The sequence below is a fragment of the Pseudomonas sp. lyk4-R2A-8 genome (genome assembly GCF_030209095.1).
Taxonomy (GTDB): domain Bacteria; phylum Pseudomonadota; class Gammaproteobacteria; order Pseudomonadales; family Pseudomonadaceae; genus Aquipseudomonas; species Aquipseudomonas quebecensis.
On record NZ_JARVSS010000021.1, the window covers coordinates 73161 to 100160 of the forward strand.

General features: G+C 62.9%; 20 protein-coding genes and 1 pseudogene. 10 read left to right on the top strand and 11 right to left on the bottom strand.

The window, feature by feature from the left end:
- Window positions 1-59: 59 nt before the first annotated feature.
- From QRN10_RS19580 to xylA, 4 genes are all read right to left on the bottom strand, one after another.
- A complete protein-coding gene (locus QRN10_RS19580) occupies window positions 60-1196 on the bottom strand; it encodes a sugar ABC transporter permease (RefSeq protein WP_253506634.1) in 1137 nt (378 codons plus the stop codon).
- On the bottom strand, window positions 1197-2753 hold the full coding sequence (gene xylG, locus QRN10_RS19585) for a D-xylose ABC transporter ATP-binding protein (RefSeq protein WP_181080806.1): 1557 nt from the start codon (window positions 2751-2753) through the stop codon (window positions 1197-1199).
- Entirely contained in the window at window positions 2750-3751 is a 1002-nt protein-coding gene (xylF, locus tag QRN10_RS19590) for a D-xylose ABC transporter substrate-binding protein (protein WP_181080808.1), read from the bottom strand. Before xylF ends, xylG begins: the two co-directional genes overlap by 4 nt.
- Before the next feature lie 101 nt (window positions 3752-3852).
- On the bottom strand, window positions 3853-5169 hold the full coding sequence (xylA, locus tag QRN10_RS19595) for a xylose isomerase (RefSeq protein ID WP_181080809.1): 1317 nt from the start codon (window positions 5167-5169) through the stop codon (window positions 3853-3855).
- 139 nt (window positions 5170-5308) lie between these two features.
- Between xylA and QRN10_RS19600 the strand changes: the two genes are divergently transcribed.
- Complete coding sequence (locus tag QRN10_RS19600) at window positions 5309-6505, top strand: XylR family transcriptional regulator (protein WP_181080810.1); 1197 nt, start codon at window positions 5309-5311, stop codon at window positions 6503-6505.
- Between the two features lie 77 nt (window positions 6506-6582).
- On the opposite strand, the gene QRN10_RS19605 is transcribed toward QRN10_RS19600, so the two are convergent.
- From QRN10_RS19605 to QRN10_RS19615, 4 genes and pseudogenes are all read right to left on the bottom strand, one after another.
- Window positions 6583-8991, bottom strand: a complete 2409-nt coding sequence (locus QRN10_RS19605) for a glucose/quinate/shikimate family membrane-bound PQQ-dependent dehydrogenase (protein ID WP_285428943.1) — start codon at window positions 8989-8991, stop codon at window positions 6583-6585.
- A 175-nt stretch (window positions 8992-9166) separates the two neighbouring features.
- Complete coding sequence (locus tag QRN10_RS25370; RefSeq protein ID WP_375139345.1) at window positions 9167-10021, bottom strand: methyl-accepting chemotaxis protein; 855 nt, start codon at window positions 10019-10021, stop codon at window positions 9167-9169.
- Window positions 10022-10027: 6 nt separating this feature from the next.
- A pseudogene (locus tag QRN10_RS25375) lies at window positions 10028-11110 on the bottom strand (HAMP domain-containing protein); the annotation flags it as partial.
- A gap of 145 nt (window positions 11111-11255) precedes the next feature.
- Complete coding sequence (locus QRN10_RS19615) at window positions 11256-12146, bottom strand: bestrophin family protein (RefSeq protein WP_181080813.1); 891 nt, start codon at window positions 12144-12146, stop codon at window positions 11256-11258.
- Window positions 12147-12386: 240 nt separating this feature from the next.
- Between QRN10_RS19615 and QRN10_RS19620 the strand changes: the two genes are divergently transcribed.
- Window positions 12387-12845, top strand: coding sequence for a metallophosphoesterase family protein (locus QRN10_RS19620; RefSeq protein WP_285428944.1), 459 nt, complete (start codon window positions 12387-12389; stop codon window positions 12843-12845).
- Between the two features lie 6 nt (window positions 12846-12851).
- Here QRN10_RS19620 and QRN10_RS19625 read toward each other — a convergent pair whose 3' ends face one another.
- Entirely contained in the window at window positions 12852-13151 is a 300-nt protein-coding gene (locus QRN10_RS19625; protein WP_181080816.1) for an ArsR/SmtB family transcription factor, read from the bottom strand.
- A 90-nt stretch (window positions 13152-13241) separates the two neighbouring features.
- Here QRN10_RS19625 and QRN10_RS19630 point away from each other — a divergent pair, with 90 nt between their 5' ends.
- The 3 genes from QRN10_RS19630 (at window position 13242) to QRN10_RS19640 (ending at window position 18229) form a co-directional block, all read left to right on the top strand.
- Window positions 13242-14333 (top strand): NADH:flavin oxidoreductase/NADH oxidase, encoded by a 1092-nt coding sequence (locus QRN10_RS19630; RefSeq protein ID WP_181080818.1) that lies wholly within the window; start codon window positions 13242-13244, stop codon window positions 14331-14333.
- A 194-nt stretch (window positions 14334-14527) separates the two neighbouring features.
- Window positions 14528-16663, top strand: a complete 2136-nt coding sequence (locus QRN10_RS19635; protein WP_285428945.1) for a TonB-dependent siderophore receptor — start codon at window positions 14528-14530, stop codon at window positions 16661-16663.
- 147 nt (window positions 16664-16810) lie between these two features.
- Window positions 16811-18229, top strand: coding sequence for a hypothetical protein (locus QRN10_RS19640; protein ID WP_285428946.1), 1419 nt, complete (start codon window positions 16811-16813; stop codon window positions 18227-18229).
- A gap of 47 nt (window positions 18230-18276) precedes the next feature.
- Here the strand turns inward: QRN10_RS19640 and QRN10_RS19645 are convergent, their stop codons facing one another.
- Window positions 18277-18999, bottom strand: a complete 723-nt coding sequence (locus tag QRN10_RS19645) for a FadR/GntR family transcriptional regulator (protein WP_285428947.1) — start codon at window positions 18997-18999, stop codon at window positions 18277-18279.
- Window positions 19000-19047: 48 nt separating this feature from the next.
- Window positions 19048-20784: an IlvD/Edd family dehydratase gene (locus QRN10_RS19650; RefSeq protein WP_181080822.1), complete on the bottom strand. Its 1737-nt coding sequence runs from the start codon at window positions 20782-20784 to the stop codon at window positions 19048-19050.
- Between the two features lie 192 nt (window positions 20785-20976).
- On the opposite strand from QRN10_RS19650, the gene QRN10_RS19655 reads away from it, so the two are divergent.
- From QRN10_RS19655 to QRN10_RS19675, 5 genes are read left to right on the top strand one after another with little or no spacing between them, the layout of a single operon-like run.
- Window positions 20977-22299 carry an MFS transporter gene (locus tag QRN10_RS19655; RefSeq protein ID WP_253506662.1) on the top strand — a complete coding sequence of 441 codons (1323 nt, stop codon included), beginning with the start codon at window positions 20977-20979 and terminating at the stop codon, window positions 22297-22299.
- 16 nt (window positions 22300-22315) lie between these two features.
- On the top strand, window positions 22316-23308 hold the full coding sequence (gene araD1, locus QRN10_RS19660) for an AraD1 family protein (protein WP_285428948.1): 993 nt from the start codon (window positions 22316-22318) through the stop codon (window positions 23306-23308).
- Between the two features lie 10 nt (window positions 23309-23318).
- Window positions 23319-24899, top strand: coding sequence for an aldehyde dehydrogenase (NADP(+)) (locus QRN10_RS19665; protein WP_285428949.1), 1581 nt, complete (start codon window positions 23319-23321; stop codon window positions 24897-24899).
- Between the two features lie 27 nt (window positions 24900-24926).
- Window positions 24927-25790, top strand: coding sequence for an SMP-30/gluconolactonase/LRE family protein (locus QRN10_RS19670; RefSeq protein ID WP_285428950.1), 864 nt, complete (start codon window positions 24927-24929; stop codon window positions 25788-25790).
- Window positions 25791-25826: 36 nt separating this feature from the next.
- Window positions 25827-26831, top strand: a complete 1005-nt coding sequence (locus tag QRN10_RS19675) for a substrate-binding domain-containing protein (protein ID WP_253506674.1) — start codon at window positions 25827-25829, stop codon at window positions 26829-26831.
- Window positions 26832-27000 lie beyond the last annotated feature (169 nt).

A 27000-nucleotide genomic window follows, 5' to 3' on the forward strand; every position in this document is an offset into this window, starting at 1 on the left:
ACCAAACGCCACCAAGCCTCCAATGGAATGCGGTCAATGTGGGGCCGGTGAGAACGGGTTCAGCGCCGACCCGCCCGCGTACTCACATCCACCCAAACCGCCAACACCAATATGCTGCCCTTCACAATCATCTGCCAGTAACTGTCCACGTCCAGCATCGACATGCCGTTATCCAGGCTGGTGATCACCAGCGCCCCCAGCAATGCGCCATACACCGTGCCGGAGCCGCCGCGCATCGATGTGCCGCCGATAAAGCAGGCGGCGATGGCGTCCAGTTCGCCCATATTGCCCGCCGACGGTGAACCCGCCGCCAAACGTGCGGTGTTGACCAGGCCGGCGAGGGCGCACATGACGCCCATGATGCCGAAGATCCACAGTTTGACCGCCTGCACGTTGATGCCCGACAGCCGCGTGGCTTCCATGTTGCTGCCCACCGCATACACGCGGCGGCCGAATACGGTCTGGCTGGTGACATAGCTGAATACGCCGAGCAGCGCCAGTAACAGCAACACCGGCACGGGGATGCCGTCGTAGCTGTTGAGGGTGCTGACGAAACCGGCCAGCACTGCGCCGATCACCACCACGCGCAGCACGTCGCGCATCAATGAGTGCGCGGCCAGCCCGTGCAGCGCGCGGTTGCGTCGTTGTTTCCAGGTCAAGAACAGTGTGAGGGCAAACAGCAAAAGCCCAAGCCCAATCCCCACCGAATGCGGCAGATACCCCTGGCCCACGTACACCAGCGATGGCGACACTGGCGCGATGGTGGTGCCGCCGGTGATCCCCAGCAGAACCCCGCGAAACGCCAGCATGCCGCCCAAGCCGACAATGAACGACGGGATGCGCAGGTACGCCGTCATGTAACCGTTGGCCAGGCCGATCATCAGGCCGCACAGCGCCACCAGGCTCAAATTAGCCAGCAGCGGAATGTGGTAGACCACGTCCAGGATCGCCGCCAGCCCTCCCAGCAACCCCAGCAATGAGCCCACCGACAAGTCGATTTCGCCGCTGATGATCACCAGCACCATGCCGCAGGCCAGGATGCCGGTGATGGACATCTGCCGCAGCAGGTTGGACAAGTTGCGCGGGGTGAGGAAACCGCCCTCGGTCTGCCAGCTGAAGAACAGCCAGATCACCGCCACGGCAATCACCAGAGCGAGCATTTTGTAGCGGGTAAACAGCTGTTTGACCTGATTCATCTACGCGGTCTTCCGATTATTATTGTTTTGGCTGAGCGCGGCGGCGAGTACCTGTTCCTGGGTGAGCCCCTCGTTGACGAAGTCGCCGCGCAACTGGCCGTCGCCGATCACCAGCACGCGGTCGGACACCCCCAGCACTTCGGCCAGTTCCGAGGAGACCATGATGATTGCCACGCCTTCGGCGGCCAGGGCGCCCATCAGCTTGTAGATTTCATACTTGGCCCCCACGTCCACCCCGCGCGTGGGCTCGTCGAGGATCAGCACTTTGGGCTTGGCCATCAGCATTTTCGCCAGCACGGCTTTTTGCTGATTGCCGCCGGACAGGCTGGTGATCGGCAAGAACGGGCTGGCGGTCTTGAGGTGCATGCGCGTGATCTGCCGGTCGATGCTGCCCAGTTCGGCTTCGGCGTCGATGCGGGTCAGGTGCGCATAGGTGTCGAGTACCGCCAGGGTGATGTTCTGGCCCACGCCAAGATCCGGGATGATGCCTTGACGCTTGCGGTCCTCGGGCACCATGCACAGTCCGGCGCGGATCGACTTGAGCGGCGTGCGCGTATCGATCACCTCACCGTCCAGCCACACCTCGGCGCTGCAGCGGCCGGGGTAGGCGCCGAACAGGGCCGACACCAGTTCGGTGCGCCCGGCGCCCACCAGCCCGGCGATGCCGAGGATTTCGCCGCGCTTGAGCGCAAAGGAAATATCGTCGACGCGTTTGCGCTTGGGGTTGTCCACGTCGTAACAGGTGACATGGCGCGCTTCGAACATCACCTCGCCGATGTCATGGGGCTCGGTGGGGTAGAGGTTGCTCATCTCGCGACCGACCATTTGGGTGATGATGCGCGGGATGTCCATATCGGCCATGGCCGTGGTCGCGATGTGCTTGCCATCGCGAATCACCGTGATGGTATCGCACACCGCCGCCACTTCATCGAGCTTGTGGGAGATGTACACGCAGGCCACGCCTTTGGCCTTGAGGTCGCGGATGATGTTCAGCAGCACCTCGATTTCCGAGCGGGTCAGGGCCGAGGAGGGCTCGTCGAGAATCAGCAGGCGCGCTTTTTTATTCAGGGCCTTGGCGATTTCCACCAGTTGCTGGTAGCCGCCACCGTACTGCGACACCGGCAGCGCCACGTTGATGTCCGGCACCTTGAGTTCACGCATCAGCGCTTCGGCGCGGTGCAGCATCGCCGGGTAGTTCATGCGGCCGCCGGGCAGGGTCAGTTCGTGGCCCATAAAAATGTTCTCGGCCACCGAGAGGTCAGGCACCAGGGTCAGCTCCTGGTGGATGATCACGATGCCGGCGGCCTCGGTTTCGCTGATGGACTGCGCCCTGAGCGGCTGCCCGTCCCAGAGGATTTCTCCCTCCCAGGTGCCGTGGGGATAGACCGCCGACAGCACCTTCATCAAGGTGGATTTACCGGCACCGTTCTCGCCGCACAGGCCGACGCATTCCCCCGGCCGCACCGTGATGTCGATGCCGTTCAGCGCGTGGACACCGCCAAAGGTTTTGACGATGCCGTTCATTTGCAGCAGGTAGTCGGCAGCCATGACGGTCATTGCCCGCCGATCTGCTCTTTGGTGTAGAAACCGTCCTTTTCCAACAGGTCGATATTGGCCTTGGTCAATGGCGTCGGGGTGAGCAGGATGGTGTCGACCTGCTTGCTGCCATTGTCGTACTGCGAGCTGTAGGTGGGTTTCTCGTTACGCGCCAGTTGCACCGAAAGTTTGGCGGCTTCGGTGGCGATCAGCTTGAGCGGCTTGTACACGGTCATGGTCTGGGTGCCGTCGATCACGCGCTTGACGGCGGCGAGGTCGGCGTCCTGGCCGGAGATCGGCACCTTGCCCGCCAGCTTCTGCGCGGCCAGGGCCTGGATCGCACCGCCGGCGGTGGCGTCGTTGGAGGCGACGATGGCATCGATTTTGTTGTTGTTCCGGGTCAGGGCGTTTTCGACGATGCTCAGGGCTTCGGTAGGGTTCCATTCCTTGACCCACTGCTGGCCGACCACCTTGATATCGCCCTTGTCGATGGCCGGTTGCAGCACCTTCATCTGGCCTTCGCGCAGCACCTTGGCGTTGTTATCGGTAGGCGCGCCGCCGAGCAGAAAATAATTGCCCTTGGGCGCCGCCTGCAGCACGCCGCTGGCCTGCATCTCGCCGACTTTTTCGTTATCGAAGGAGATGTAGGCATCGATGTCGGCATTGAGAATCAGGCGGTCATAGGACACCACCTTGATTCCGGCCTTCTTCGCTTCGGCGACCGCGTTGGTCAGCACCGTGGCGTTGAACGGCACGATCACAATCACATCGACGCCGCGCGAGATCAGGTTTTCGATCTGGGAAATCTGCTTCTGCTCGTTGGCATCGGCCGATTGCACAAAAACCTTGGCATCGAGTTTTTCCGCCGCCGCCACGAAGTAATCGCGGTCGCGGGACCAGCGCTCCAGGCGCAGGTCGTCGATGGAAAAACCGATTTTCGGATGGGCGGAATCGGCCATGACCGGCAGGGCGAACAGGGCCAGGGCGGTGGCGAGCAGGGTGCGTTTGAATGATTTCATGGTGGTGCGTCCTTTTATTGTTGTTGGAAAGACACAGCGTGATGCGGGTAAAACTGTAGAGCGTCCTTCGACGCTCCGTGCAGGGATTTGTCGTGCAAATGTCACCGATAAATAAACCGGTTGACCACCCCCTCCAGCATCTCCTGCCGACCGCTCACGGCCTGCGGGTTCAGTTCATGGGCAAACGCATGTTCGGCCAGGGATTCCAGGCTGAACTCGCCGCTCAGTACCGACTGGCCCAAGGGTTGCTGCCAACCGGCGTAGCGTTGGTCCTTGAACTGTTGCAACCGGTCGTTCTGCACCATGGCCGCCGCGCGTTCCAGCGCCAGGGCGAGCACGTCCATGGCGCCGACGTGGCCGTGAAACAGGTCGATTTCGTCGAGGCTTTGGCGGCGCACCTTGGAGTCAAAGTTATAGCCGCCATTCTTGAAGCCGCCAGCCTTGAGGATTTCATAGGTGGCCAGGGTCATTTCCTCGACGCTGTTGGGGAATTGGTCGGTGTCCCAGCCGTTCTGCGGGTCGCCGCGGTTGGCGTCGATACTGCCGAAGATGCCGAGGGACACGGCGGTGGCGATTTCGTGGTGAAAGCTATGCCCGGCCAGGGTCGCGTGGTTGGCTTCGATGTTGACCTTGATCTCATGTTCCAAACCATATTCGTGCAGGAAGCCGAACACCGTGGCGCTGTCGTAATCGTACTGGTGCTTGGTCGGTTCCTGGGGCTTGGGTTCGATCAGCAGGTCGCCCTTGAAGCCGATCTTGTGCTTGTGCTCCACCACCATGCGCATAAAGCGCCCGAGCTGTTCGCGCTCGCGCTTGAGGTCGGTGTTGAGCAGGGTTTCATACCCTTCGCGACCGCCCCACAGCACATAGTTGGCGCCTTTGAGCCGCAGCGTAGCGTTCATCGCGCTGAACACCTGGGCCGCGGCGTAGGCAAATACCTCCGGGTCCGGGTTGGTGGCGGCGCCGGCCGCAAAGCGCGGGTTGCTGAAGCAATTGGCGGTGCCCCACAACAGCTTGATGCCGGTCTGTTCCTGATGGCGCTCCAGGTGGTCGACCATCTGCGCAAAGTGGTTGCGGTACTCCTTGAGCGAACTGCCTTCGGGCGCCACATCGGTATCGTGAAAACTGTAATAGTCGATGCCCAGCTTGGAGAAAAACTCAAAGGCCGCCTCGGCCTTGCCGATGGCCACATCCATCGGCTCACCGCTGCGCTGCCAAGGGCGCTTGAAGGTGCCCATCCCGAACATATCGGCGCCCGGCCACACGAAGGTGTGCCAATAACACGCGGCCATGCGCAGGTGCTCGCGCATCGGTTTGCCGAGGATCAGCTTGTTGGCGTCGTAATGGCGAAAGGCGAGGGGAGCATCGCTGTCGGGGCCTTCGAAGCGAACCTTCTCGACACCGGGGAAGTACGTCATGGCGTTTTCCTTATTGTTCTTGGCGGTGTCTGGATACTAGCAACGGCACCGCGCCCGCCGATTATGAAAATCACCAAGGCAGGGTGCGATTTTGAGTGGTGAGGGCTACTCTGTGCCGACTGGCCCCAGGACAACAACAATGAAAACCCTACCGCCCGTGCACCGCATCGCCTTGCTGTTCAACGGCAGCAAAATCTACGACCGTGGCATCATCGCCGGCATCGGCAATTACCTGAGCAGCACCCGTGCGTCCTGGGACTTGTTCCTGGAGGAGGACTTTCTGTGTCGGCTCAAAGGCATCGAGCGTTGGCAGGGCGACGGCATCATCGCCGACTTCGATGACCCGCTGATCGGCGAAGCGTTGGCCCACAGCAAGGTGCCGGTGGTGGCGGTGGGCGGTTCTTATGAGGATGCACGCGCCTATCCCAAGGGCATTCCCTACGTGGCCACCGACAACCATGGGTTGATGAAGCTGGCTTACGAGCACCTGATCGAGGCCGGGCTGACCCGGTTTGCCTGTTTCAGCCTGCCCGAGGCCCAGGCCAACCGCTGGGCCCAGGAGCGCGAAAAAGCCTTTCGCCGCCTGATGCAGCGCGATGGTCTGCACGTGGAGGTGTATCGCGGCCTGGGCACCAGCGCGCCATTGTGGGACAGCGCGGTGGAGCAGCAGATCGCCTGGCTGCACAGCCTGCCCAAGCCCATCGGCATCATCGCCGTCACCGACGCCCGCGCCCGGCAATTGCTGCAAGCCTGCCTCACCGCCGGTATCGCGGTGCCGGAGCAAGTGGCGCTGATCGGCATCGACAACGACCCGCTGACCCGCACCCTCACGCGGGTGCCGCTCAGTTCCGTGATCCAGGGCACCGAAACCATGGGTCGCACCGCCGCCGCGCTGTTGCACCAGATGCTGCACGGCAAACCCGCCAGTGGCACGCAGATCCTGGTGCCCCCGGAGGCGATCAACGTGCAGGCCTCCAGCCTGCATCAGCCCTTGGGCAACCCGTACGTGATGCAGGCGCTGCTGTTTATCCGCCAGTACGCCTGCCAGGGCATCAAGACCGCGCAGGTGGCGGCCTATGTCGGCGTGTCGCGTTCATCCCTGGAGTCACACTTTCGCAAGGTGCGTGGTTGCAGCGTGCATGACGAGATCCTGCGCTTTAAACTCGCCGCCGCCGCCAAGGGCCTGGCAAACCACGAACGGCCGATTGCCGACGTGGCGACACAGTGCGGCTTCAAGTCGGCGCAGTACCTGCACACCGTGTTTCGCCGTGAATTCGGCTGCACGCCGCGTGAGTACCAGCAAGGCGAGGAGTGGGCGTTGCCCGTGCCTGATTAGGGCCTTACATGCGCTGCTGTGTGGGAGGGGCTTGTTCCCTCCCACATGTTCAAGCAGTGCCGGAGCGCACGCTGGGGTTACGGCAAGGCGTAGGCGATTACATAGTCGCCCCGGTCGGTGGACTGGCGTGCACCGCCGGCAGTGATCACGATGTATTGCTTGCCGGTTTTGGGCGACACGTAGGTCATCGGGCCGCCCTGGCTGCCGACGGGCAGGCGCGCCTTCCAGATTTCGTCACCGTTGCCGCTGTTGAAGGCGCGCAGGTAGAAGTCCTGGGTGCCGGCGATAAAGATCAGGCCGCCCTGGGTCGATAGCGTTCCGCCAAGGGTCGGCAGGCCGATCTTGATCGGCAGGTGCATGCGAATACCCAACGGCCCGGTGTCCTCGACGGTGCCGACCGGCACTTGCCATGCGACTTTCCGGGTCTTCATGTCGATGGCGGTGAGGGTGCCGAACGGCGGCGCCTGGCATGGGATGCCGGCCACCGACAGGAAGCGGTTTTTGTTCACCGCATACGGCGTGCCCTTGAGCGGGACCGCGCCCATGCCGGTGTTCAACGCCTCGCCACCGGACGCGGCCAGCGCCTTGTTCTGCGACGGGATCATCTGGATCCACAGGCCCAGGCGCATGTCGTTGACGAAGATAAACCCGTGCACCGGGTCAGTGGAGATGCTGCCCCAGTTCATGCCGCCCAGAGAGCCTGGGAAGCTCAAGGATTTGTCCGTGCCCGGCGCGGTGTACAGGCCGTCGTAGCGCATGCCCTTGAAGTCGATGCGGCACAGCAATTGGTCGTACGGGGTGGTGCCCCACATGTCCGACTCGCTCAGGGTTTGCGCGCCAATCTGCGGCATGCCCACCGATTCAGGCTGGGTCGGCGAGTAGGGTTCGTTGGGGATATTCGCGGCCTTGACCGGTACTTCCTTGACCTCGGTCAGCGGCCGGCCGGTCGCGCGATCAAGCACATAGATCTGCCCGGCCTTGGTGCCGATCACCACTGCCGGTACAGCGGTGTCGCTGCCCGGTGGGGTGAAGTCGATCAGGCTCGGTTGCATCGGCAGGTCGAAGTCCCACAGGTCATTGTGAACGGTCTGGTACACCCACTTCTCGGCACCGGTTGAGGCGTCCAGCGCCAATACGGACGCGCCATAGGTGTGATCGAGCTGGGTGCGCTCCACCCCGTAGATGTCGGTGGACGAGCTGCCCATCGGCAGGAAGACCGTGTTCATCTGCGGGTCGTAGGACATCGGCGCCCAGCTGTTGGGCGTGCTGCGCACATAGGTGCTGCCGTCTGCCGGCGCGTGTTTGTCCTTAGGGTTGCCCGGGTCGAAGGCCCAGCGCATTTGCCCACTGATCACATCGAAGCCACGGATGACGCCGCCGGGCATATCGGCCTGCACGTTATCGGCGACGCGGCCGCCGACCACCACGGTAGTCCCGGCGATCAGCGGGGCGGAGGACAGTTGGTAGTAACTGTCCGGCACATTGCCCAGGCCAGCTTTGAGATCCACCTGGCCATGGGTGCCGAAGTCTTCGCAGAATTGGCCGCTGTCGGCGTCCACCGCAATCAGGCGCGCATCGATGGTGTTGGTCAGCAACCGACGCTGACACTGTGCGCCGGGGGCAACGCTGGCGGCGATGATCGGCGAGCTGCCGGGTTGGGTCGGCTGGACGATCGGCGCGCCGGCGTCGAAATACGCCAGGCCCCGGCAACGTTGCCATACCGCCGACTGGGCGTTGACTTGGTTCTTCCACAGCTCTTTGCCGGTGTCGGCGTCCAGGGCGATCAGGTTGTTGTGCGGCGTGCAGATAAACACTTTGTTGCCGATCTGCAGGGGTGTGAGTTGGTCTTCGGCACCGTTGCCGTCGCTGATGGCCACGTCACCGGTGCGATAGGTCCAGGCCACTTTGAGCTTGCCGATGTTGTCGCGGTTTATCTGATCCAGGGCGGCAAAGCGGCTGCCGCCTTCGGTGTTGCCGTAGTGCGCCCAGTCTTTCTGCGCCTCGGCCGCCACCACCGGCGTAACGCCCGGGCCTGCACCGGTAGGCGCCACGCTCGGATGCGCGACAAACATGTTGCCTGCGGCAATCGCCACGCCCGCAGCCAGCACGGCGGCCACGCCATACGCGCCGCGGGCGGGCTTGCCCGCCAGCAGCGGGTACACCAGCGCCACCACCAGGCCGATCACCGCGAACATGAACAGCCGCGAGAACAGCGGCCAGAACACCAGGCCAACGTCCGCCACGGCCCACACCGCCGTGCCCAGCAGAAAACCCGCGAACAGCCACGCGCCGGCCGGTTTTCGACGGGCAATCAACAGCCCGGCAACCGCCATGGCCACACCGCCCACCAGGAAGTACCAGGAACCGCCGAGACTGACCAGTTTGGCGCCGCCGACGGCCAGCGCGAGGCCGAGCAGGGCGATGATCACACCCAGGCCCAGCAGGATAAATCTAGAGACGCCAGTGGCGCGCGATGCTCGTTTCATATCGAAAGGACTCGAGTGAGAGAGGGCAAAGGCGCAATGTTAGCAAGACAAGTAACTAGTTAGTACATTTTTGCTGGTCGGCCGACTTCAACGGCCGTGGTGAGTGCGGGCGCATGAAAAAGCCGCTTGTTCCGTCAGAAACAAGCGGCTTTATTGATCGCCTTCGGTTGTTTGGCTAGAACTTGAAGCGCCCCACCAACCCCTTGAGCTGAGCGGAAATATCAGTCAGACGACCCGAGCCGGTCTGCGCCGAGTGGGCAAAGCCTTCGACCAGTTGCGCATCGGCATGGATCTGCGCGATGTGCCGGTTGATCTCCTCGGCGACCTGATGCTGCTCTTCGGCGGCGGTGGCGATCTGGGTGTTCTGGTCGCGGATCGAGTCTACCGAGCCGCGGATCTTGTCGAAGCTGTCACGGGCCTGCTGGATGCGTTCCACGCTGGTGTGGGACACCAGCAGGCTGCCCTGCATCTGCTGCGTGACTTCCTGGGTGCGGCGGGCGAGGTTGCCCAGCAGGCTGTCGATCTCGCCGGTGGAGTCGGCGGTGCGGCGGGCGAGGGCGCGCACTTCATCGGCAACCACCGCAAACCCACGGCCCTGGTCACCGGCCCGCGCGGCTTCGATGGCGGCGTTGAGCGCCAGCAGGTTGGTCTGTTCGGCAATCGAGCGGATGGTATCCAGGATGGTGTTGATGTTTTTACTGTCCTGCTCCAACTGCTGCATGGTTTGGGTCGACTTCTGCAAGTCTTCGCTGAGCCGCAGTACGCTGCCGGTGGCTTCGCCGATATGTTGCTGGCCGTCGTGCACGTCACGGTAGCCTTCGTCGGCGCTAGAAGCGGCGGCGCTGCAGGAGCGCGCGACTTCGTTGGCGGTGGCCACCATTTCGTTGAAGGCGGTGCTCACCAGTTCCACCGCTTCACGCTGGCGTCCGGCGGCCTGGTTCATGTTGTTGGCCACTTCGCTGGTGTCGGCGGCGGCGCTCTGCAGGTCGGAGGATGCGCTGCCGATGCGCTGCACCAGTTGCGCGATCATGCCCAGGAACTGGTTGAACCAGCCGGCCAGGGTGGCGGTTTCGTCTTTGCCCTGGACCTTGAGTTGCCGAGTGAGGTCGCCTTCGCCCTCGGCGATTTCCTGCAGGCCATCGGCCACGCCGCGAATCGGCCGCACGATAACGCTGGCAAAGCTGGCACCGACAATCGCGAACACCACGGCCAGCGCCGCGGCGATGGCGGCGATCAACCAGGTCAGGCGGGTGGCGCCGGCCATCACTTCGTCGCGCTTGATCAGGCCGATAAAGCGCCAGCCCAGGTCTTTGGAGCTGACCACGTTGGCCATGTAGGCCACGCCGTCGATGTCGATCTGGGTCACGCCGTCGCCGCGCTTGGCCAGTTCGGCGTAGTTGGGGCCCAGGTCGGCGAGGGGTTTGAAATTGTGCTTGGCATCGCTGGGGTCGACCAACACGTTGCCGTTGCCTTCCACCAGCATCAGGTAACCGCTGTCACCGAGCTTAATGTTCTTGACCAGTTCGGTCAGTTGCTTGAGCGACACATCCAGGCCGATCACGCCCAGCACATTGCCGCTGGCGTCGGCCACGGTGTGCACGGTGCCGATCAGCACCACGTCGTCCGGTGCCCAGTAATAAGCACCGGTGCGCACGGTGGTACCGGGCGCGGCAATCGCCGCTTTGTACCAAGGGCGCACGCGCGGGTCGTAGTTGGTCAGCTTGGCGTCGTCGGGCCAGCTGGCGTAGCCGCCGTCGGCCAGGCCGAGAGACAGGTAGGCGGTGGTGGGGTGGCTTTTGGCGAACTGATCGAAAATCGCCAGCAGCTCTTTATTGGTCGGCGTGAGCGGGATCTGCGCGGCGTCGGCGCTGGCGTAGCTCTTGAGCTCCTTGGCCGCGACCACGCGCGGGTCCTTGGCCACGTACTCGACGTTCTGGCTGATGCCGTCGAAGAACTGCTTCATGCCGTTGTCGATCTGGCGGATTTCACGCCCGCTGCTGTCGAGGAAATTAGCCTGGGCCCCCTCGCGCAGGTTCAACACTACCAGTACCGCTACCAGGATGACCGGCACGCACGCGATAGCCGCGAACGCCCAGGTCAGCTTCTGCTTGATATTCATGACTTTCACCCGCGGGTATTTATAGTTTTGGCAAGGCAAACGGTAGTGCTGAGCGTCGCAGGGGTTGTTATGAAGGGTAGGGTCCTTGCGTACGTACCCTCGTTATCGACCGAGAGGGCACGCACTTTAGGACGTGGGGGCGGTTTCAGCCGATCACGGTCTCGGCCAGGGTGTCGCGGCGCATCGATTGCAGGTTTTTCTCGATGGTTTCGCAGATGGCTTCCATCTGGATCTGATGTTCGCTGGAGCGGAACGGGCTTTGCAGGTCGGTGCCGATGCGTTCGATGGCCAGCAGCATAAAGCCCACCACCGTGGAGGCCAGCGGGGTGAACCAGCCCAGGGATTCCACCAGGCCCACCGGTACGATCAGGCAGAACAGCGTGATAAACAGGCGCGGGAAATACACGTACGGGTAGGGCAGCGGCGTGTTGGCGATGCGCTCCATGCCGCCCTGGGCGTTGGACAGGTCTACCAGGGTCGACTCCAGCCGTGCCAGGCGAATGCTGTCCAGGTGGCCGGCCTTGTATTCGCGCGCCAGCAACGCCGCCGAGCCGGTGAGGAGGTCGTTGGCGAAATTATTGGTTGCGCCATTGCGCGCAAACTCCTCGGCGGGGATGAACGCGCGCACTTCGTCAGGGCATGGTTGGCCCCTGAGGTGGGCGGCCAGGCAGTTCACATACGCCACATGCCGGCGCAACAGCGTGGATTTGACCGGGTTGACCTCACTGCCAGGGTCGTCCAGCAGGGTCAGCACCTGGCGCGCAAAACTGCGCGAATTGTTGACCATCGCTCCCCACAGCGTACGGGCCTCCCACCAGCGGTTGTACGCGCTGCTGTTGCGGAAACTGATCAGCACCACCAGGGCCGAGCCGAGCAGGGTCAGGGGCATCAGCGGCAGGTTGATCTTGGTGGTGAGAAACAGCATGAAGTCCACCGTGACGGCCACGTCCCACAGCAACAGCCAGAACAACGACCAGCCGACGTAGCCCATGGTCTTGATGACCAGGCGATACTTTTTGATGATGGCGGCTTTCAAATGACAACCTCGCGACGAACGTTAAGCGACAGTGCCTTAGCTCGGACGCCGACGAACCCGTTAGGTTCGCCGCAGCCTGAAACGTTTAAGCCGTCGGGCGGAACAATTTTGGCAGCGATGGCAGCAGGTTTGAGAATCGTGGCCTGGCTGAATGTGTGGCGGCCTCAGAGTTATGTGTCAGCCTTTAAGACTTGTGCAGATACCTATGCATCCAGAATCAAACCCTAGAGAGTGAACCCTATGAAGATCGGCGTGATTTCCGATACCCACGGCCTTCTTCGGCCCGAAGCCGTGGCGGCCCTGCAAGGTTGCGAGCAGATCGTCCATGCGGGCGACATTGGCAGTGCCGACATTATCGAGCAACTGACCGGCATCGCGCCGCTGCACGTGGTGCGCGGCAACAATGATCAGGATGCGACATGGGCACGCCAGGTGCCGGACCATCTGCACGTTACGCTCAACGGCTGCCGGGCGTTGCTGGTGCATGACATCGCCGATGTCCCGGCGTTGCTCACTCCTCACACGCGCCTGGTAATTACCGGGCATTCGCATAAGCCGTTGATCGAGTGGCGCGGTGACATTCTGTATGTAAACCCCGGCAGCGCGGGGCGCCGACGTTTCAAGTTGCCGGTGACGCTGGCGCTGCTGGAGATGGGCGAGGGCACTATCGACGCTCGCTTGGTGTCACTGCTGGAGTGAATAGACTTATTGCTGGGCAAGGATGGACGCGAGTAATCCCGGAAAGCGGCTTTCAAGTTCATCGCTGCGCAACGAATTCATGTGGGTGGTGCCTACGCTGCGGCTGTGCACCAGGCCGGCGTCGCGCAGTACGCGGAAGTGGTGGGACATGCTCGACTTGGGCCGTCCGCCATCCAATTCGCCGCAGGTGGCTTCCGGCACGGCGGCCAGGCACCGGACGATCTCCAGGCGCACCGGATCACTCAGGGCGTAGAGCACGCGTTCGAGTGTGAGGTCTTGCAGGGTAGGGTGTTTGAAGGCTCGCATGAAATGAATGATAACAGGGGGGTATCGCTCAATACTATTGTTCGATTACCATCGAACTATCGAATCAGTCACCTGCTTCTGGAGTTCACGATGTCCGCTTTGTTCGAACCCTTCACCCTCAAAGACGTCACCCTGCGCAATCGCATCGCCATCCCGCCGATGTGCCAATACATGGCCGAAGACGGCGTGGTCAACGATTGGCACCACGTCCACCTGGCCGGCATGGCGCGTGGCGGTGCCGGTCTGCTGGTGGTGGAAGCCACCGCCGTTGCCCCGGAAGGCCGTATCACCCCAGGCTGCGCCGGTATCTGGAGCGATGCCCACGCCGAAGCTTTTGTGCCGATGGTGCAGGCTATCAAGGCGGCGGGTTCGGTGCCCGGTATCCAGATCGCCCATGCCGGGCGTAAGGCCAGCGCCAATCGCCCGTGGGAAGGCGATGACCATATCCCTGCCTCCGATGCCCGCAGTTGGGAAACCATCGCGCCGTCTGCGATTGCGTTCGGTGCCAACCTGCCCAACGTACCGCGCGCCATGACCCTGGAAGACATCGCCCGCGTACAACAGGATTTCGTCGATGCCGCCCGCCGGGCCCGCGACGCCGGTTTCGAATGGATCGAACTGCACTTCGCCCACGGCTACCTGGGCCAGAGTTTCTTCTCTGAACACTCCAACCAGCGCACCGATGCCTACGGCGGCAGCTTCGACAATCGCAGCCGTTTCCTTTTGGAAACCCTGGCCGCCGTGCGTGAGGTCTGGCCGGAAAACCTGCCGCTGACCGCGCGTTTCGGCGTGATCGAGTACGACGGCCGTGACGAACAGACGCTCACCGAATCCATCGAACTGGCGCGCCGCTTCAAAGCTGGCGGCCTGGACTTGCTGAGCGTCAGCGTCGGTTTCACCATTCCTGACACTAACATTCCGTGGGGCCCGGCCTTTATGGGCCCGATTGCCGAACGCGTGCGCCGTGAGGCCGGTATTCCGGTGACCTCGGCCTGGGGCTTTGGCACCCCGCAATTGGCTGAGGGCGCGTTGCAGGCCGGTCAGCTGGACCTGGTGTCGGTGGGGCGCGCGCACCTGGCCGATCCGCACTGGGCGTATTTCGCCGCCAAGGAGCTGGGTGTGGAGAAGTCCGCCTGGACCTTGCCGGCCCCATACGCGCACTGGCTTGAGCGCTATCGCTGAGCCCATGCCGAGGTAACGAAAGCCACTCAATCGAGTGGCTTTTTTATGGCTGGCGCTTGAGGTGGATACACACGGGATACATAAAAGATAACGAATGAGAACAGATATCAAACACGAATGACTTGATATACCATTCGCGGCGAATTCTTGGCAGGTTTGCCGTCTCATCTGGCTCATTCACTAGGTCAACAACCATGCGTCGTACGCTGATTTCCCTGTGTGTCCTTCAGGCGTTTTCCCCTCTTGGCTGGGCAGAGGAGGTTTCCACAGCGCCCGCGACCCTTGAATTGCAAGCGACCACTGTCACTGGCGATGGCGATTACGAGACGGCGCAAGGTCCCGTCAAGGGCTACCATGCCACGCGTTCGGCGAGTGCGACGCGCACCGACACCTCTATCCACGAAACCCCGCAATCCATCAGCGTGGTGTCCAAGGACGTGGTCGAAGACCTCGGCGCGACCCGTCTGCAGGATGCCCTTGACTACGCTGGCGGCGTAGGCCGTGCCAACAACTTCGGCGGGCAGGGCCTCACCACGTTTACCGTGCGCGGCTTTACTACCGGCGAGTTCTACCGCAACGGCTTTCCGATCAACCGTGGTTACCCGAACATGCCGGACGCCAACACCATCGAACGTCTGGAAGTGCTGCGCGGCCCGGCCACCATGCTCTACGGTCGTGGCGATCCGGGCGGCACTTTCAATGTGGTGTCCAAGCAGCCGCTGGCCGAACCGACGGTGACCCTCGGCAGCCAGTTGAACGACCAGGGCATGCAGCGCGGCACCCTTGACGCCTCCGGCCCGCTGGACGACGCGGGGCGCCTGGCTTATCGCCTGAACGTCGTGGGTGAGGGCGGCGACACCTTCCGCGACCATGTGTCGACCGAGCGCTACGGCGTGACGCCGGTCATCACCTGGCAGGCCAGCGATGACACCAAGGTGATCTTCGAAGGCGATTTCATGCGCAATAACCATCCGCTGGACCGTGGCCTGACGCGTTTCGCCAACCAGGCCGGCACGCCGTCGCGCGATACCTTCTGGGGCGACAAGGACGTAGGCAAGCTGCACAACGATAACAACATGGCCCAGCTGCGTTTCGAGCATATGCTCAACGACAGCTGGACGTTGGGCGGCGGGTTCCAGTGGCTGAATGGGACGTTGCAGGGGAATGGCATCGAGGCCAACGGCCCAGGCAGCCTGGGGGCCGACGGCCGCACGCTGCAACGCAACTTCAACTACCGCAAGCTGGAATGGACCGACAAGGACTACCAACTCAATCTGACCGGGCACTTCTCCACCGGCGGCCTCGATCACACCTTGCTGACCGGCGTCGAGTACGAGGACTACGACTATCAGTCGATCATCCAGCGCTCCAGCGCCGCCGCCGGCACCTACCCCATCGATATCTTCAATCCGGTCTACGGCCAGGCGCGTCCACCGCTGACACGCACGCCGACCCACGATAAAGAAAATCTCAAGACCTACGCGGCTTTCGTGCAGGACCAGGTGGCGCTGACCGAACGCTTGAAAGTCCTGGCCGGTGCGCGTTTCGAGCGGTTCGAGCATGACTACGAAAGTTATGTGGCGGGTGTGAAACCCTGGCAGGCCGCGGACAACGCCGTGACTCCACGGCTGGGCGTGATCTACGACCTGACCGACACCGTCGCCGTCTACGCCGACGCTGCGCGTTCGTTCAAGCCCAACACTGGCGCCAGCCGTGAAGGGGGAGGTTTCGCGCCGGAGAAGGGCAAATCCTATGAAATGGGCATCAAGTGGGAAGCCTTGGACCGCCAACTCAGCGTCGACGCGGCGATCTACCAGATCGACAAAAAGAACGTGCTGACCACCGACCCGGTGGATTCCACCTTCAGCGTCGCCGCCGGCCAGGTCCGCAGTCGCGGTTTCGACCTCAACGTTGCCGGCAACATTACCCCCGAATGGCGCGTGATCGGCGGCTATGCCTACGTGGATGCCGAAGTCACCCGCGACAACTCCCTGCGCAGTGGCACGCGCTTGCTGAATATCCCGCGCAACAGCTTCAGCCTGCTCAACGTCTACGAATTCCAGGACGGCGCACTCAAGGGCCTGGGCCTCGGCGCCGGCGGCAAATACGTCGATGAACGCGCCGGCCAGACCGCCAACACCGCGTTTTCCATGGGCGCCTACACCGTCATCGACCTGCTCGGCTACTACAAGGTCAACGACAAAATGCGCCTGAACCTGGACGTTAAGAACCTGTTCAACCGTGAGTACGAAGAGGGCGCGTTCGGCAATATCTACGCCTACCCAGGCGCGCCGCGTACGGTGCAGGTGGGCATCGCCTACACCCTGTAACGCGCCTTATCGGCTTGCAATGGCCTCGCTGCGATTGCAAGCCACGTCACAGCCGCGACGGAAAACCGCGCGTCCCCGCAAATAAGCGTTTACGCGCCCATCGATAGATGAGAAAAGCTTGCCCATTTCCCCGCAGATGGACATCCCATGCCTCGTTCAACCCTTATCGCTCGCCTGGTCGTCGCGCTGCTGATCGGCGCGGCGCTGTGGTACATCTGGATCATCACCAGCGCCAAGCTGGGTATCGGCGGTGCCAGCCCGGATCAGCAGCAGATAGGCGTGCTGCCGGGGCTCAGCCCGCGTCACGTCAGCGAGTCCTGCACAGGTGTTGTCGTGACCAGGCAAGGTACCTGGCTGCTGGGTCGGGTCGAGGACGAATATCACACGTTTACGCCGTCCCCCGGGCAGGTCAACCTGAACGAGCAGCTTTACGGCAAGACGCCGAAGGCGCAGGAAGAGGAGGGTGGCTATTCCGGTTTCTTCCCGCGCGATAAACCCGAGACCACCTTCGTGTCGCGGCTGGATGCCGACGGCGCGTTCAAGCCTGTGGCGCAGGTCAGTGGCACCGCATGCCTGGTGTCCAGCGCCGATGGCGAGCGCGTGTTCCTGCTCACTGACCTCAAGCGACCCAAGGAAGCCGAGGGCCAGGAGGTGGTGTTTCGCAGCGATGACCAGGGTAAGACCTGGACCTGGTTGGCCGAAGGATTCTTCCCCGAGCTGGGCGGGGTGCTGACCCAACTCGCGCCGTACTTTTACAGCCAGAACGAGGTCTGGGCCTGGCGCAGCCCCGACGAAATCGAGGAGGAAGGCCGTAGCGTGCAGACAGGGGTGTCGTACTCACTGGATGGCGGCCAGCACAGCACGCCGATCGCCACGCCACACTCTCTGGTGGTGGGGGCCGAATTCGTGAGCAGCCAGCACCCGCAGATCAAGGAGTGGCACGATTCCAACGATCAGGTGACCCATGTGCTGCAACTGGATGCCAGGCGCGCTTATATCTGGGTGTCCCAGCGCTTCTGGGCCAGCAACCCCGACGGCAAGGGCGACAACCTGGCGTTCAGCGTCACCACCCGCGTCGAGCTGTCGCGCGCGGCCGGAGCGTGGCAGGTGGGGGCGGTGCAGCGTGAAGAAGGTCTGTACATCAACGACCTGGCGAACAACGGCGACGGCCGTGTACTGGGCCTGATCGACCAGGGCCCCCACGGCCACGCCGTCGTCGCTGAAATGAACACCACCACCCTGGCCTGGCAACCCCTGGGCGAGGTGCCCAGCGTGTTCTCGCCACTGGCCTCCAGCACCCAGGCCCAGCAGTTATGGGTGGGACGTAACAGTTTGATGATCAACACCTACAGCGAACACCGCCCACCGCGCTGGCTGTACTGGTGGGGCGACGCCAACATCTCGGCGGGAGCGGTATTTTATTCCAAGGACTGGGGCCAGTCCTGGAAACGTCTGGCCGTGGACGGCTACCGAGGCGTGATCGGATTCGACGGCGCCGGCGACCGGGTGTTCTGGGCCAAGGAAAGTCACCTGTACGATGTGGGTATTCAGGCCTACGGCTTATAGATAGGTAGGAGGGGCTTGCGCCCTTCCACCTTTTCTTTCACTCGGTTTTAGAGCGGGGTGAGCACGTTCATCACCGTATCCAGCGCCACCCGCGTGTCATCCAGCTGCACCAGCGACGCATGCCGCGCGCCCAGCGCGTCGCGGTTCTGGATCGCGGTGAGGATGGCTTTATGCCGAGGCAGGCTCAGGCCCTGGATGTCCGGGCGGCGGTTGGTGATGTTGATCGATTCGCGCAACGGCAGCGATAGCATGTTGCACATATACGCCAGCAGGTCGTTGCGCGTGGCGTCGGCGATGGCACGGTGGAAGTCCAGGTCGGCCTGCAGCAGCTGTTCGTGAGTCTTGGCGGTTTCCATGCCGCAGTAAGCCTTTTCGATGATAGCGATGTCGTCATCGGTGGCGGTGGTCGCGGCCATGGCGGCGATTTCCGGTTCGAGGATGCGCCGCACACCGGCCAGGGTGTTGAAAAACTCGCTATGGGGCGTGGACTGCATCAACCAGGACAGCACGTCCGGGTCGAGCAGGTGCCATTTGAGCCGTGGCCGCACCACCGCACCCACCCGTGGCTTGGAATACACCAGGCCCTTGGCGCTGAGCACGCGGGTCGCCTCGCGCAATACCGAACGGCTGACCTTGTACTCCTCGCAGAGCGTGGCCTCCATCGGCAGGCGTTCTTCTGGCTTGAAGCGACCGGAAACGATGTGCATGCCCAAGTCCTGGACGATCTGGGCATGCATGCTCTTGCGCGGTTTGGACGGCTGTTGATCCATAACGACAGGGATGCTCTGGCTTAAATTCGCGGCATCATAGCATCCCAATTAGTGGGAATGCCGTGGGACTTCCGCCCCACGGCACCCCACCAGGAAGTCGAAGTCACAGCCCTGGTCGGCCTGCAGCACATGGTCGATGTACAGCTGGCGATAACCGCCGACGATCAAGTTCTGCGGTGGCTTGAGGTCGGCCATGCGCGCCGCCAGCTCGGCGTCGGAAATGTCCAGGTGCAAGCGGCCGTTGGCGCAGTCCAGCTCGATCCAGTCACCTTCCTGCACCGTGGCCAGCGGCCCGCCGGCGGCGGCTTCCGGTGCCACATGCAGCACCACCGTGCCGTAGGCCGTGCCGCTCATGCGCGCATCGGAAATCCGTACCATATCGGTCACGCCTTGGGCCAGCAGCTTGGCCGGCAGGCCCATGTTGCCGACTTCGGCCATGCCTGGGTAACCCTTGGGCCCGCAGTTTTTCATGACCAGGATCGAGTTGGCGTCCACATCCAGCTCCGGATCATTGATGCGCGCCTTGTACATGTCGAAGTTCTCGAACACCACCGCACGGCCGCGATGCTGCATCAGTTCGGCGCTGGCCGCCGATGGCTTGAGCACCGCACCGAGTGGCGCCAGGTTGCCGCGCAGCACGCAGATGCCGCCGTCGGCGCGGATCGGGTTGTCCAGGGTGCGGATCACTTCGTCCTGGCCGTAGATCGGCGAATCCTGAGTGTTTTCCCCCAGGGTCTTGCCGTTGACGGTCAGCGCGTTCGGGTGCGGGATCAGGTTGGCTTCACCCAGGCGACGCAGCACTGCAGGCAGGCCGCCGGCATAGTAGAACTCTTCCATCAGAAAGCGCCCCGACGGTTGCAGGTCGACGATGGTCGGCATGCCGCGACCGATGCGGGTCCAGTCGTCCAGGTCCAATTCCACGCCGATACGCCCGGCGATGGCTTTAAGGTGAATCACGGCGTTGGTCGACCCACCGATGGCGGCGTTGACGCGTATCGCGTTTTCAAATGCCTCTTTGGTGAGGATCTTCGACAACTTCAAGTCCTCGCGCACCATCTCCACCGCGCGCATGCCCGACATATGCGCCAGCACGTAACGACGCGCGTCCACCGCCGGGATCGCCGCGTTGTGCGGCAGGGACGTGCCGAGGGCCTCAGCCATGCAGGCCATGGTCGACGCGGTGCCCATGGTGTTGCAGGTGCCCGCCGAACGGGACATGCCGCCCTCGGCCGCGAGGAAATCGTCCAGGGTGATGGTGCCGGCCTTGACCTGCTCGCTCAGTTGCCACACCACCGTGCCCGAACCGATGTCCTGGCCCTTGTGCTTACCGTTAAGCATTGGCCCGCCGGTGACCACGATTGCCGGCACGTCGCAACTGGCGGCGCCCATCAGCAGGGCCGGGGTGGTTTTGTCGCAGCCGGTCAGCAGCACCACGCCGTCGATCGGGTTGCCGCGAATGGCTTCCTCCACATCCATGCTCGCCAGGTTACGGGTGAGCATGGCGGTAGGACGCAGGTTCGATTCGCCGTTGGAGAACACCGGGAATTCCACCGGGAAACCGCCAGCCTCGATCACACCGCGCTTGACGTGCTCGGCGATCTGGCGGAAATGCGCGTTGCACGGGGTCAGCTCCGACCAGGTGTTGCAGATGCCGATGATCGGCTTGCCATGGAACTGGTGGTCGGCAATGCCCTGGTTCTTCATCCAGCTGCGGTACATGAAGCCGTTCTTGTCAGCGGTACCGAACCACTGGGCGGAGCGTAGGCCGGGCTTTTTATCAGACATGATGGTTTCTCTTATTGTATGACTATATGTTCTCTCTGCGGCTAAACATAAGCGCAAAATCTTCCATTTGGAAGTGTTGTTTCGTAAATAGTACTACTATATAGTCGATCTCACCTGAGGTATGACCCTGGCGAATTTTCGCGAGAGGCGTCCCCCGAGCTTCTATAAAAACAACAATCGGAGATCGACCCCATGAGCCAGGAACTGCGGCTTGTTCGGCGCATCACGCTGAAACTGATTCCCTTCCTGATCCTGCTGTACCTGATCGCCTACGTGGACCGTTCCGCCGTGGGTTTCGCCAAGCTGCACATGGGCGCCGACGTCGGCATCGGTGACGCCGCCTATGGCCTGGGCGCGGGCCTGTTCTTTATCGGCTACTTCCTGTTCGAGATTCCCAGCAACCTGATGCTCGACCGCTTCGGCGCGCGGCGCTGGTTCGCGCGCATCATGATCACCTGGGGCACCATCACCATCGGCATGGCCTTTGTGCAGGGGCCGCACAGCTTCTATGTGATGCGGTTCCTGCTCGGCGCGGCGGAAGCCGGGTTCTTCCCCGGCGTGCTGTACTACATCACCCAATGGTTCCCGGTGCGCCATCGCGGCAAGATCCTCGGTCTGTTCATCCTTTCCCAACCCATTGCCATGATGATCACCGGCCCGGTGTCCGGCGGCCTGCTGGGCATGGACGGCATCCTCGGCCTGCACGGTTGGCAGTGGCTGTTCATCGTGATCGGCACCCCGGCGCTGCTGCTCACCTGGCCGGTGCTGCGCTTCCTGCCGGACGGCCCCAAACAGGTCAACTGGATGAGCGAGGACGAAAAAACCTGGCTGACCGGCGAACTGGCCAAAGACCTGCAAACCTATGGCCAGACCCGTCACGGCAACCCGTTGCATGCACTCAAGGACAAACGTGTGTTGCTGCTGGCGCTGTTCTACCTGCCGGTGACTCTGAGCATCTACGGCCTGGGCCTATGGCTGCCGACCCTGATCAAACAGTTCGGCGGCACTGACCTGGTCACCGGCTTTATCTCTGCCGTGCCGTATATCTTCGGGATCATCGGCCTGCTGATCATTCCGCGCAGTTCCGACCGTTTGAACGACCGCTACGGCCACCTTGCCGTGCTCTATGTGCTGGGCGCCACCGGCCTGTTCTTCAGCGCCTGGCTCGGCGCGCCAGTGCTGCAGATGGCCGCGTTGTGCCTGGCGGCGTTCGCAATGTTTTCCTGCACCGCGGTGTTCTGGACCTTGCCGGGGCGTTTCTTCGCCGGCGCCAGTGCGGCGGCGGGCATTGCATTGATCAACTCGGTGGGCAACCTGGGCGGTTATATCGGTCCGTTCGTGATCGGCGCGCTCAAGGAATACACCGGCAACCTGGCCTCGGGCCTGTACTTCCTGTGCGGCGTGATGCTGTTTGGCCTGGTGTTGACCGGCGTGGTCTACCGCGTGCTGGAGCGCAAACATGTGCTGCCGGCCGACCAGTTTGCCGCCAGCGCCCGTGGCGCCACCCGTACTTAATTCAAGGAGAAACCTGATGCGTCTAGTGCAGTTCGAACTCAATAACGGCGAGCGCCGGGTCGGCGTTGTCGATGGCACCCGGTTGCGTGAAGTGCAGGGCGCCCATAGCGTGCGCGAACTGGCCCTGGCCGCCATCCAGGCCGGCACCTCGTTGCAGCGGCAGGTCGACAGCCTGGGCCTGGGCGACAGCCATGACTACGCCGCGTTGCTTGCTGAACGGAAGATCCTGCCGCCCCTGGACCACCCGGACCCGGCCCACATGCTGATCAGTGGCACCGGCCTGACCCATCTGGGCAGCGCCGCCGCCCGCGACAAGATGCACCAGCAGGCCGGCGACGAAGCCACGTTGACCGACACCATGCGCATCTTCAAATGGGGCGTGGAGGGCGGCAAGCCCGCAGCGGGCCAGGCGGGCGTGCAACCGGAATGGTTCTACAAAGGCGACGGCAGCATCGTGGTGCGCCCTGGCCAGGCGTTCCCGGTGCCACCGTTTGCCGAAGATGCCGGCGAAGAGCCGGAGATCGGCGGCCTGTATGTCATCGGTCCCGACCGCAAACCCTATCGCCTGGGTTTCGCGGTGGGCAATGAGTTCTCCGACCATGTCATGGAACGCAAGAATTACCTGTACCTGGCCCACTCCAAACTGCGCAGTTGCAGCTACGGCCCGGAACTGCGCGTGGGTGAGTTGCCCCAGCACCTGGCCGGCACCAGCCGCCTGCTGCGCGACGGCCAGGTGATCTGGGAAAACGAATTTCTCAGTGGCGAGGCCAACATGTGCCACAGCCTGGAAAACCTTGAGTATCACCATTTCAAGTACAGTCAGTTCCTCACGCCGGGCGATGTGCACATTCATTTCTTCGGCACCGCCACGCTGTCATTCGCCGACGGTATACGTACCCAACCGGGGGATGTGTTCGAGATCAGCCAGGCCGAATTCGGCGCGCCGCTGATCAACAGCGTCGGCCAGGCCGATGCGGTGTTCGAACCCGGTCACGTCATCACTCTTTAAGGAGCTCCTCATGAGTCAGTTTCTCGGCCACAACTACATCGGCGGCCAGCGCAGCGCCAAGGGCAGCATCAAGCTGCACAGCGTCGACGCCGCCAGCGGTGAAACCTTGCCCCAGGACTTCTTCCAGGCCACCCCGGAAGAAGTCGACGCCGCCGCCCAGGCCGCCGCCACCGCCTACCCGGCGTACCGCGCCCTGAGCGCCGCGCGCCGTGCGCAGTTCCTCGACGCGATTGCCGACGAACTGGATGCCCTGAGTGATAACTTTGTCGAGCTGGTGTGCCGCGAAACCGCGTTGCCGGCCGCCCGCATCAAAGGCGAACGCGGCCGCACCAGCGGCCAGATGCGCCTGTTCGCCACGGTGCTGCGTCGCGGTGATTTCTACGGTGCGCGCATCGACAAAGCCTTGCCGGACCGCCAGCCGCTGCCGCGTCCTGACCTGCGTCAATACCGCATCGGCCTCGGCCCGGTGGCGGTGTTCGGTGCGAGCAATTTCCCGCTGGCGTTCTCCACCGCCGGCGGCGACACCGCAGCCGCGCTGGCGGCCGGGTGCCCGGTGGTGTTCAAGGCCCACAGCGGGCACATGGCGACGGCCGAATGCGTGGCCGATGCGATCATCCGTGCGGCCGAGGCCACCGAGATGCCCGCCGGCGTGTTCAATATGATCTTCGGCGGCGGCGTCGGTGAGGCGCTGGTCAAGCACCCGGCGATCCAGGCGGTGGGCTTTACCGGCTCGCTCAAAGGCGGCCGTGCCCTGTGCGACATGGCGGCGGCGCGTCCGCAGCCGATCCCGGTGTTTGCCGAGATGTCGAGCATCAACCCGGTGATCGTGCTGCCCCAGGCCCTACAGGCACGGGCAGACACCGTGGCGCGCGACCTGACCGCCTCGGTGGTGCAGGGCTGCGGCCAGTTCTGCACCAATCCGGGCCTGGTGATCGGTATCGCCTCGCCCGAATTCAGCGCATTCACCCGGCAAGTGGCGCAATTGATCGGCGAGCAACCGGCGCAAACCATGCTCAACGCCGGCACCTTGAGCAGCTATGGCAAGGGCCTGGAAAAACTCCTGGCGCACCCCGGTATCCAGCACCTGGCGGGCAATGCCCAATCCGGCAATCAGGCGCAACCCCAGCTGTTCAAAGCCGACGCCAGCTTGCTGATCAATGGCGATGAGGCACTGCAGGAAGAAGTCTTCGGGCCCACCACGGTATTTGTCGAAGTGGCCGACCAGGCCCAGCTCAGCGCGGCCTTGCACGGCCTGCACGGGCAGCTCACGGCAACCCTTATCGGCGAGCCGGGCGACTTGCAGCAGTTCGCCGAACTCACGCCGCTGCTGGAGCAGAAGGTCGGGCGCATCCTGCTCAACGGCTACCCGACCGGCGTGGAAGTCTGCGATTCGATGGTGCATGGTGGTCCGTACCCGGCGACGTCCGATGCCCGTGGCACCTCGGTCGGCACTCTGGCCATCGACCGCTTCCTGCGTCCGGTGTGCTTCCAGAACTACCCGGACAGCCTGCTGCCCGACGCGCTGAAAAATGCCAACCCGTTGCGTATCCAGCGTCTGGTGGATGGCACGCCGTCGCGCGATCCGCTGTAACCACATAACCGGCGTCCAGGAGGTTTCATGTCGTTGAGCGCAGTGACCGCACACCGTGCGCAGTTGGGGGAGGGCCCGTTCTGGGACGGCCCGACCCAGGCGTTGTATTGGGTGGATATCGCCGGCAAGCAGGCGCTGCGCCTTAAGGACGGGGAGTTGCGTACATGGCGGATGCCCGAGCATGTCTCGGCGTTTATCCCCTGTGAACGCGGCGATGCGCTGGTGACGTTGAGCAGTGGCGTCTACCGTCTGGACCTGGCCACCGACGCCCTGACCCTGCTGTGCCAGGCCGATCCGCACCCTGGCAACCGTGGCAATGAAGCGCGTTGCGATGCCCAGGGCCGGCTGTGGTTGGGCACCATGCAGAACAACATCGGCGAGCACGGCGAGGACCTGCCGATCACGCGGCGTTCCGGCGGCCTGTTTCGCGTGGACGCCGACGCCACGGTCACGCCGTTGCTGCAAGGGTTGGGGATTCCCAATACGTTGCTGTGGAGCGACGACGGCAGCCAGGTGCACTTCGGCGACAGCCTCGACGGTACGCTTTATCAGCACGGTATCCAGGCCGACGGCGGTCTGGCATCGCCCACGGTGTGGTTTGGTCCGCATCCGCGTGGCGGGCCGGACGGCTCGGCCATGGACGCCGATGGCTATATCTGGAACGCCCGTTGGGACGGCAGTTGCCTGCTGCGCCTGACGCCCACGGGCGAGGTGGATCGAGTCATCGAGCTGCCGGTCAGCCGCCCCACCAGTTGCGTGTTCGGCGGGCCCAGGCTCACCACCTTGTTTATCACCAGCGCGGCCAGCCCTTTGGATCACCCCTTGGACGGTGCCGTGCTGGCTATCGATGTCGATGTACCTGGCAAGCCTTGCCATCGCTTTGCCGGTTAACCCAAGCCCTAAAAACAATAACAAGGAGTCACCCGTATGAATCGTCGTCGTGGTATCCGTTCCCTGTGCTGCGCCGCTGTAGCGGTATCGGCCATGAGCTTGAGCGGGCTGGTGCTGGCCGCTGATGCAGTCAAAATCGGCTTTCTGGTCAAGCAGGCTGAAGAGCCGTGGTTCCAGACCGAGTGGGCTTTCGCTGAAAAGGCCGCCAAGGACAAGGGTTTTGAATTGATCAAGATCGCCGTGCCCGACGGCGAGAAAACCCTGTCGGCCATCGACAGCCTGGCCGCCAACGGCGCCAAGGGTTTTGTGATCTGCCCGCCGGATGTGTCTCTGGGCCCGGCGATTGTGGCCAAGGCTAAGCTCAACGACATGAAGGTCATGGCGGTGGACGACCGTTTCGTCGACGCCAAGGGCAAGTTTATGGAAGACGTGCCGTACCTGGGTATGGCGGCCTTCGAAGTGGGCCAGAAGCAGGGCGCCGCCATGGCCGCCGAAGCGAAGAAGCGCGGTTGGGACTGGAAGGATACCTACGCGGTGGTCAACACCTTCAATGAACTCGATACCGGTAAAAAACGCACCGACGGTTCGATTGATTCGCTGAAAAAAGCCGGTTTCCCTGCAGACCACATCCTTACCGCTGCGCTGAAAACCCTGGATGTACCGGGCAGCATGGACGCCACCAACTCGGCCCTGGTCAAACTCCCAAGCGGCGTGAAAAACCTGATCATCGGCGGTATGAACGACAACACCGTGCTCGGCGGCGTACGCGCCACCGAAGCGGCCGGTTTCAAGGCGGCCAATGTGATTGGCATCGGCATCAATGGCACCGACGCCATCGGCGAGCTGAAAAAACCCGACAGCGGTTTCTTCGGCTCGATGCTGCCTAGCCCGCATATCGAAGGCTACAAAACCGCAGAGATGATGTACGAGTGGGTAACCAAAGGCACCGAACCGCCTAAATACACGGCCATGGACGAAGTGACGCTGATCACCCGTGAGAACTTCAAGCAGGAACTGGAAAAGATCGGCCTGTGGAAATAAGGCAGCTCGCTTTCCTCGGCGGTGCCGGTAACGGTGCCGCCTGATCGGTGTGATGAGGTGGTTATGCACGCGCAAGTCAATCAACAACATACGGCCGGGGTCAGTCTGCGCTTTGACGGCATCGGCAAAACCTTCCCCGGCGTCAAGGCGCTGGACGGTATCTGCTTCA

What these genes read in the sequence shown, in the direction of transcription:
- QRN10_RS19625 (WP_181080816.1), bottom strand. Translation starts at nt 13,151, where the DNA reads ATGCGAGCCTTCAAACACCCTACCCTGCAAGACCTCACACTCGAACGC.
- QRN10_RS19670 (WP_285428950.1), top strand. Translation starts at nt 24,927, where the DNA reads ATGTCGTTGAGCGCAGTGACCGCACACCGTGCGCAGTTGGGGGAGGGC.
- QRN10_RS19620 (WP_285428944.1), top strand. Translation starts at nt 12,387, where the DNA reads ATGAAGATCGGCGTGATTTCCGATACCCACGGCCTTCTTCGGCCCGAA.
- araD1 (WP_285428948.1), top strand. Translation starts at nt 22,316, where the DNA reads ATGCGTCTAGTGCAGTTCGAACTCAATAACGGCGAGCGCCGGGTCGGC.
- xylG (WP_181080806.1), bottom strand. Translation starts at nt 2,753, where the DNA reads ATGACCGTCATGGCTGCCGACTACCTGCTGCAAATGAACGGCATCGTC.
- QRN10_RS19635 (WP_285428945.1), top strand. Translation starts at nt 14,528, where the DNA reads ATGCGTCGTACGCTGATTTCCCTGTGTGTCCTTCAGGCGTTTTCCCCT.
- QRN10_RS19580 (WP_253506634.1), bottom strand. Translation starts at nt 1,196, where the DNA reads ATGAATCAGGTCAAACAGCTGTTTACCCGCTACAAAATGCTCGCTCTG.
- QRN10_RS19665 (WP_285428949.1), top strand. Translation starts at nt 23,319, where the DNA reads ATGAGTCAGTTTCTCGGCCACAACTACATCGGCGGCCAGCGCAGCGCC.
- xylA (WP_181080809.1), bottom strand. Translation starts at nt 5,169, where the DNA reads ATGACGTACTTCCCCGGTGTCGAGAAGGTTCGCTTCGAAGGCCCCGAC.
- QRN10_RS19655 (WP_253506662.1), top strand. Translation starts at nt 20,977, where the DNA reads ATGAGCCAGGAACTGCGGCTTGTTCGGCGCATCACGCTGAAACTGATT.
- QRN10_RS19630 (WP_181080818.1), top strand. Translation starts at nt 13,242, where the DNA reads ATGTCCGCTTTGTTCGAACCCTTCACCCTCAAAGACGTCACCCTGCGC.
- QRN10_RS19645 (WP_285428947.1), bottom strand. Translation starts at nt 18,999, where the DNA reads ATGGATCAACAGCCGTCCAAACCGCGCAAGAGCATGCATGCCCAGATC.
- QRN10_RS19600 (WP_181080810.1), top strand. Translation starts at nt 5,309, where the DNA reads ATGAAAACCCTACCGCCCGTGCACCGCATCGCCTTGCTGTTCAACGGC.
- QRN10_RS25370 (WP_375139345.1), bottom strand. Translation starts at nt 10,021, where the DNA reads ATGATCGCGCAACTGGTGCAGCGCATCGGCAGCGCATCCTCCGACCTG.
- xylF (WP_181080808.1), bottom strand. Translation starts at nt 3,751, where the DNA reads ATGAAATCATTCAAACGCACCCTGCTCGCCACCGCCCTGGCCCTGTTC.
- QRN10_RS19640 (WP_285428946.1), top strand. Translation starts at nt 16,811, where the DNA reads ATGCCTCGTTCAACCCTTATCGCTCGCCTGGTCGTCGCGCTGCTGATC.
- QRN10_RS19605 (WP_285428943.1), bottom strand. Translation starts at nt 8,991, where the DNA reads ATGAAACGAGCATCGCGCGCCACTGGCGTCTCTAGATTTATCCTGCTG.
- QRN10_RS19650 (WP_181080822.1), bottom strand. Translation starts at nt 20,784, where the DNA reads ATGTCTGATAAAAAGCCCGGCCTACGCTCCGCCCAGTGGTTCGGTACC.
- QRN10_RS19675 (WP_253506674.1), top strand. Translation starts at nt 25,827, where the DNA reads ATGAATCGTCGTCGTGGTATCCGTTCCCTGTGCTGCGCCGCTGTAGCG.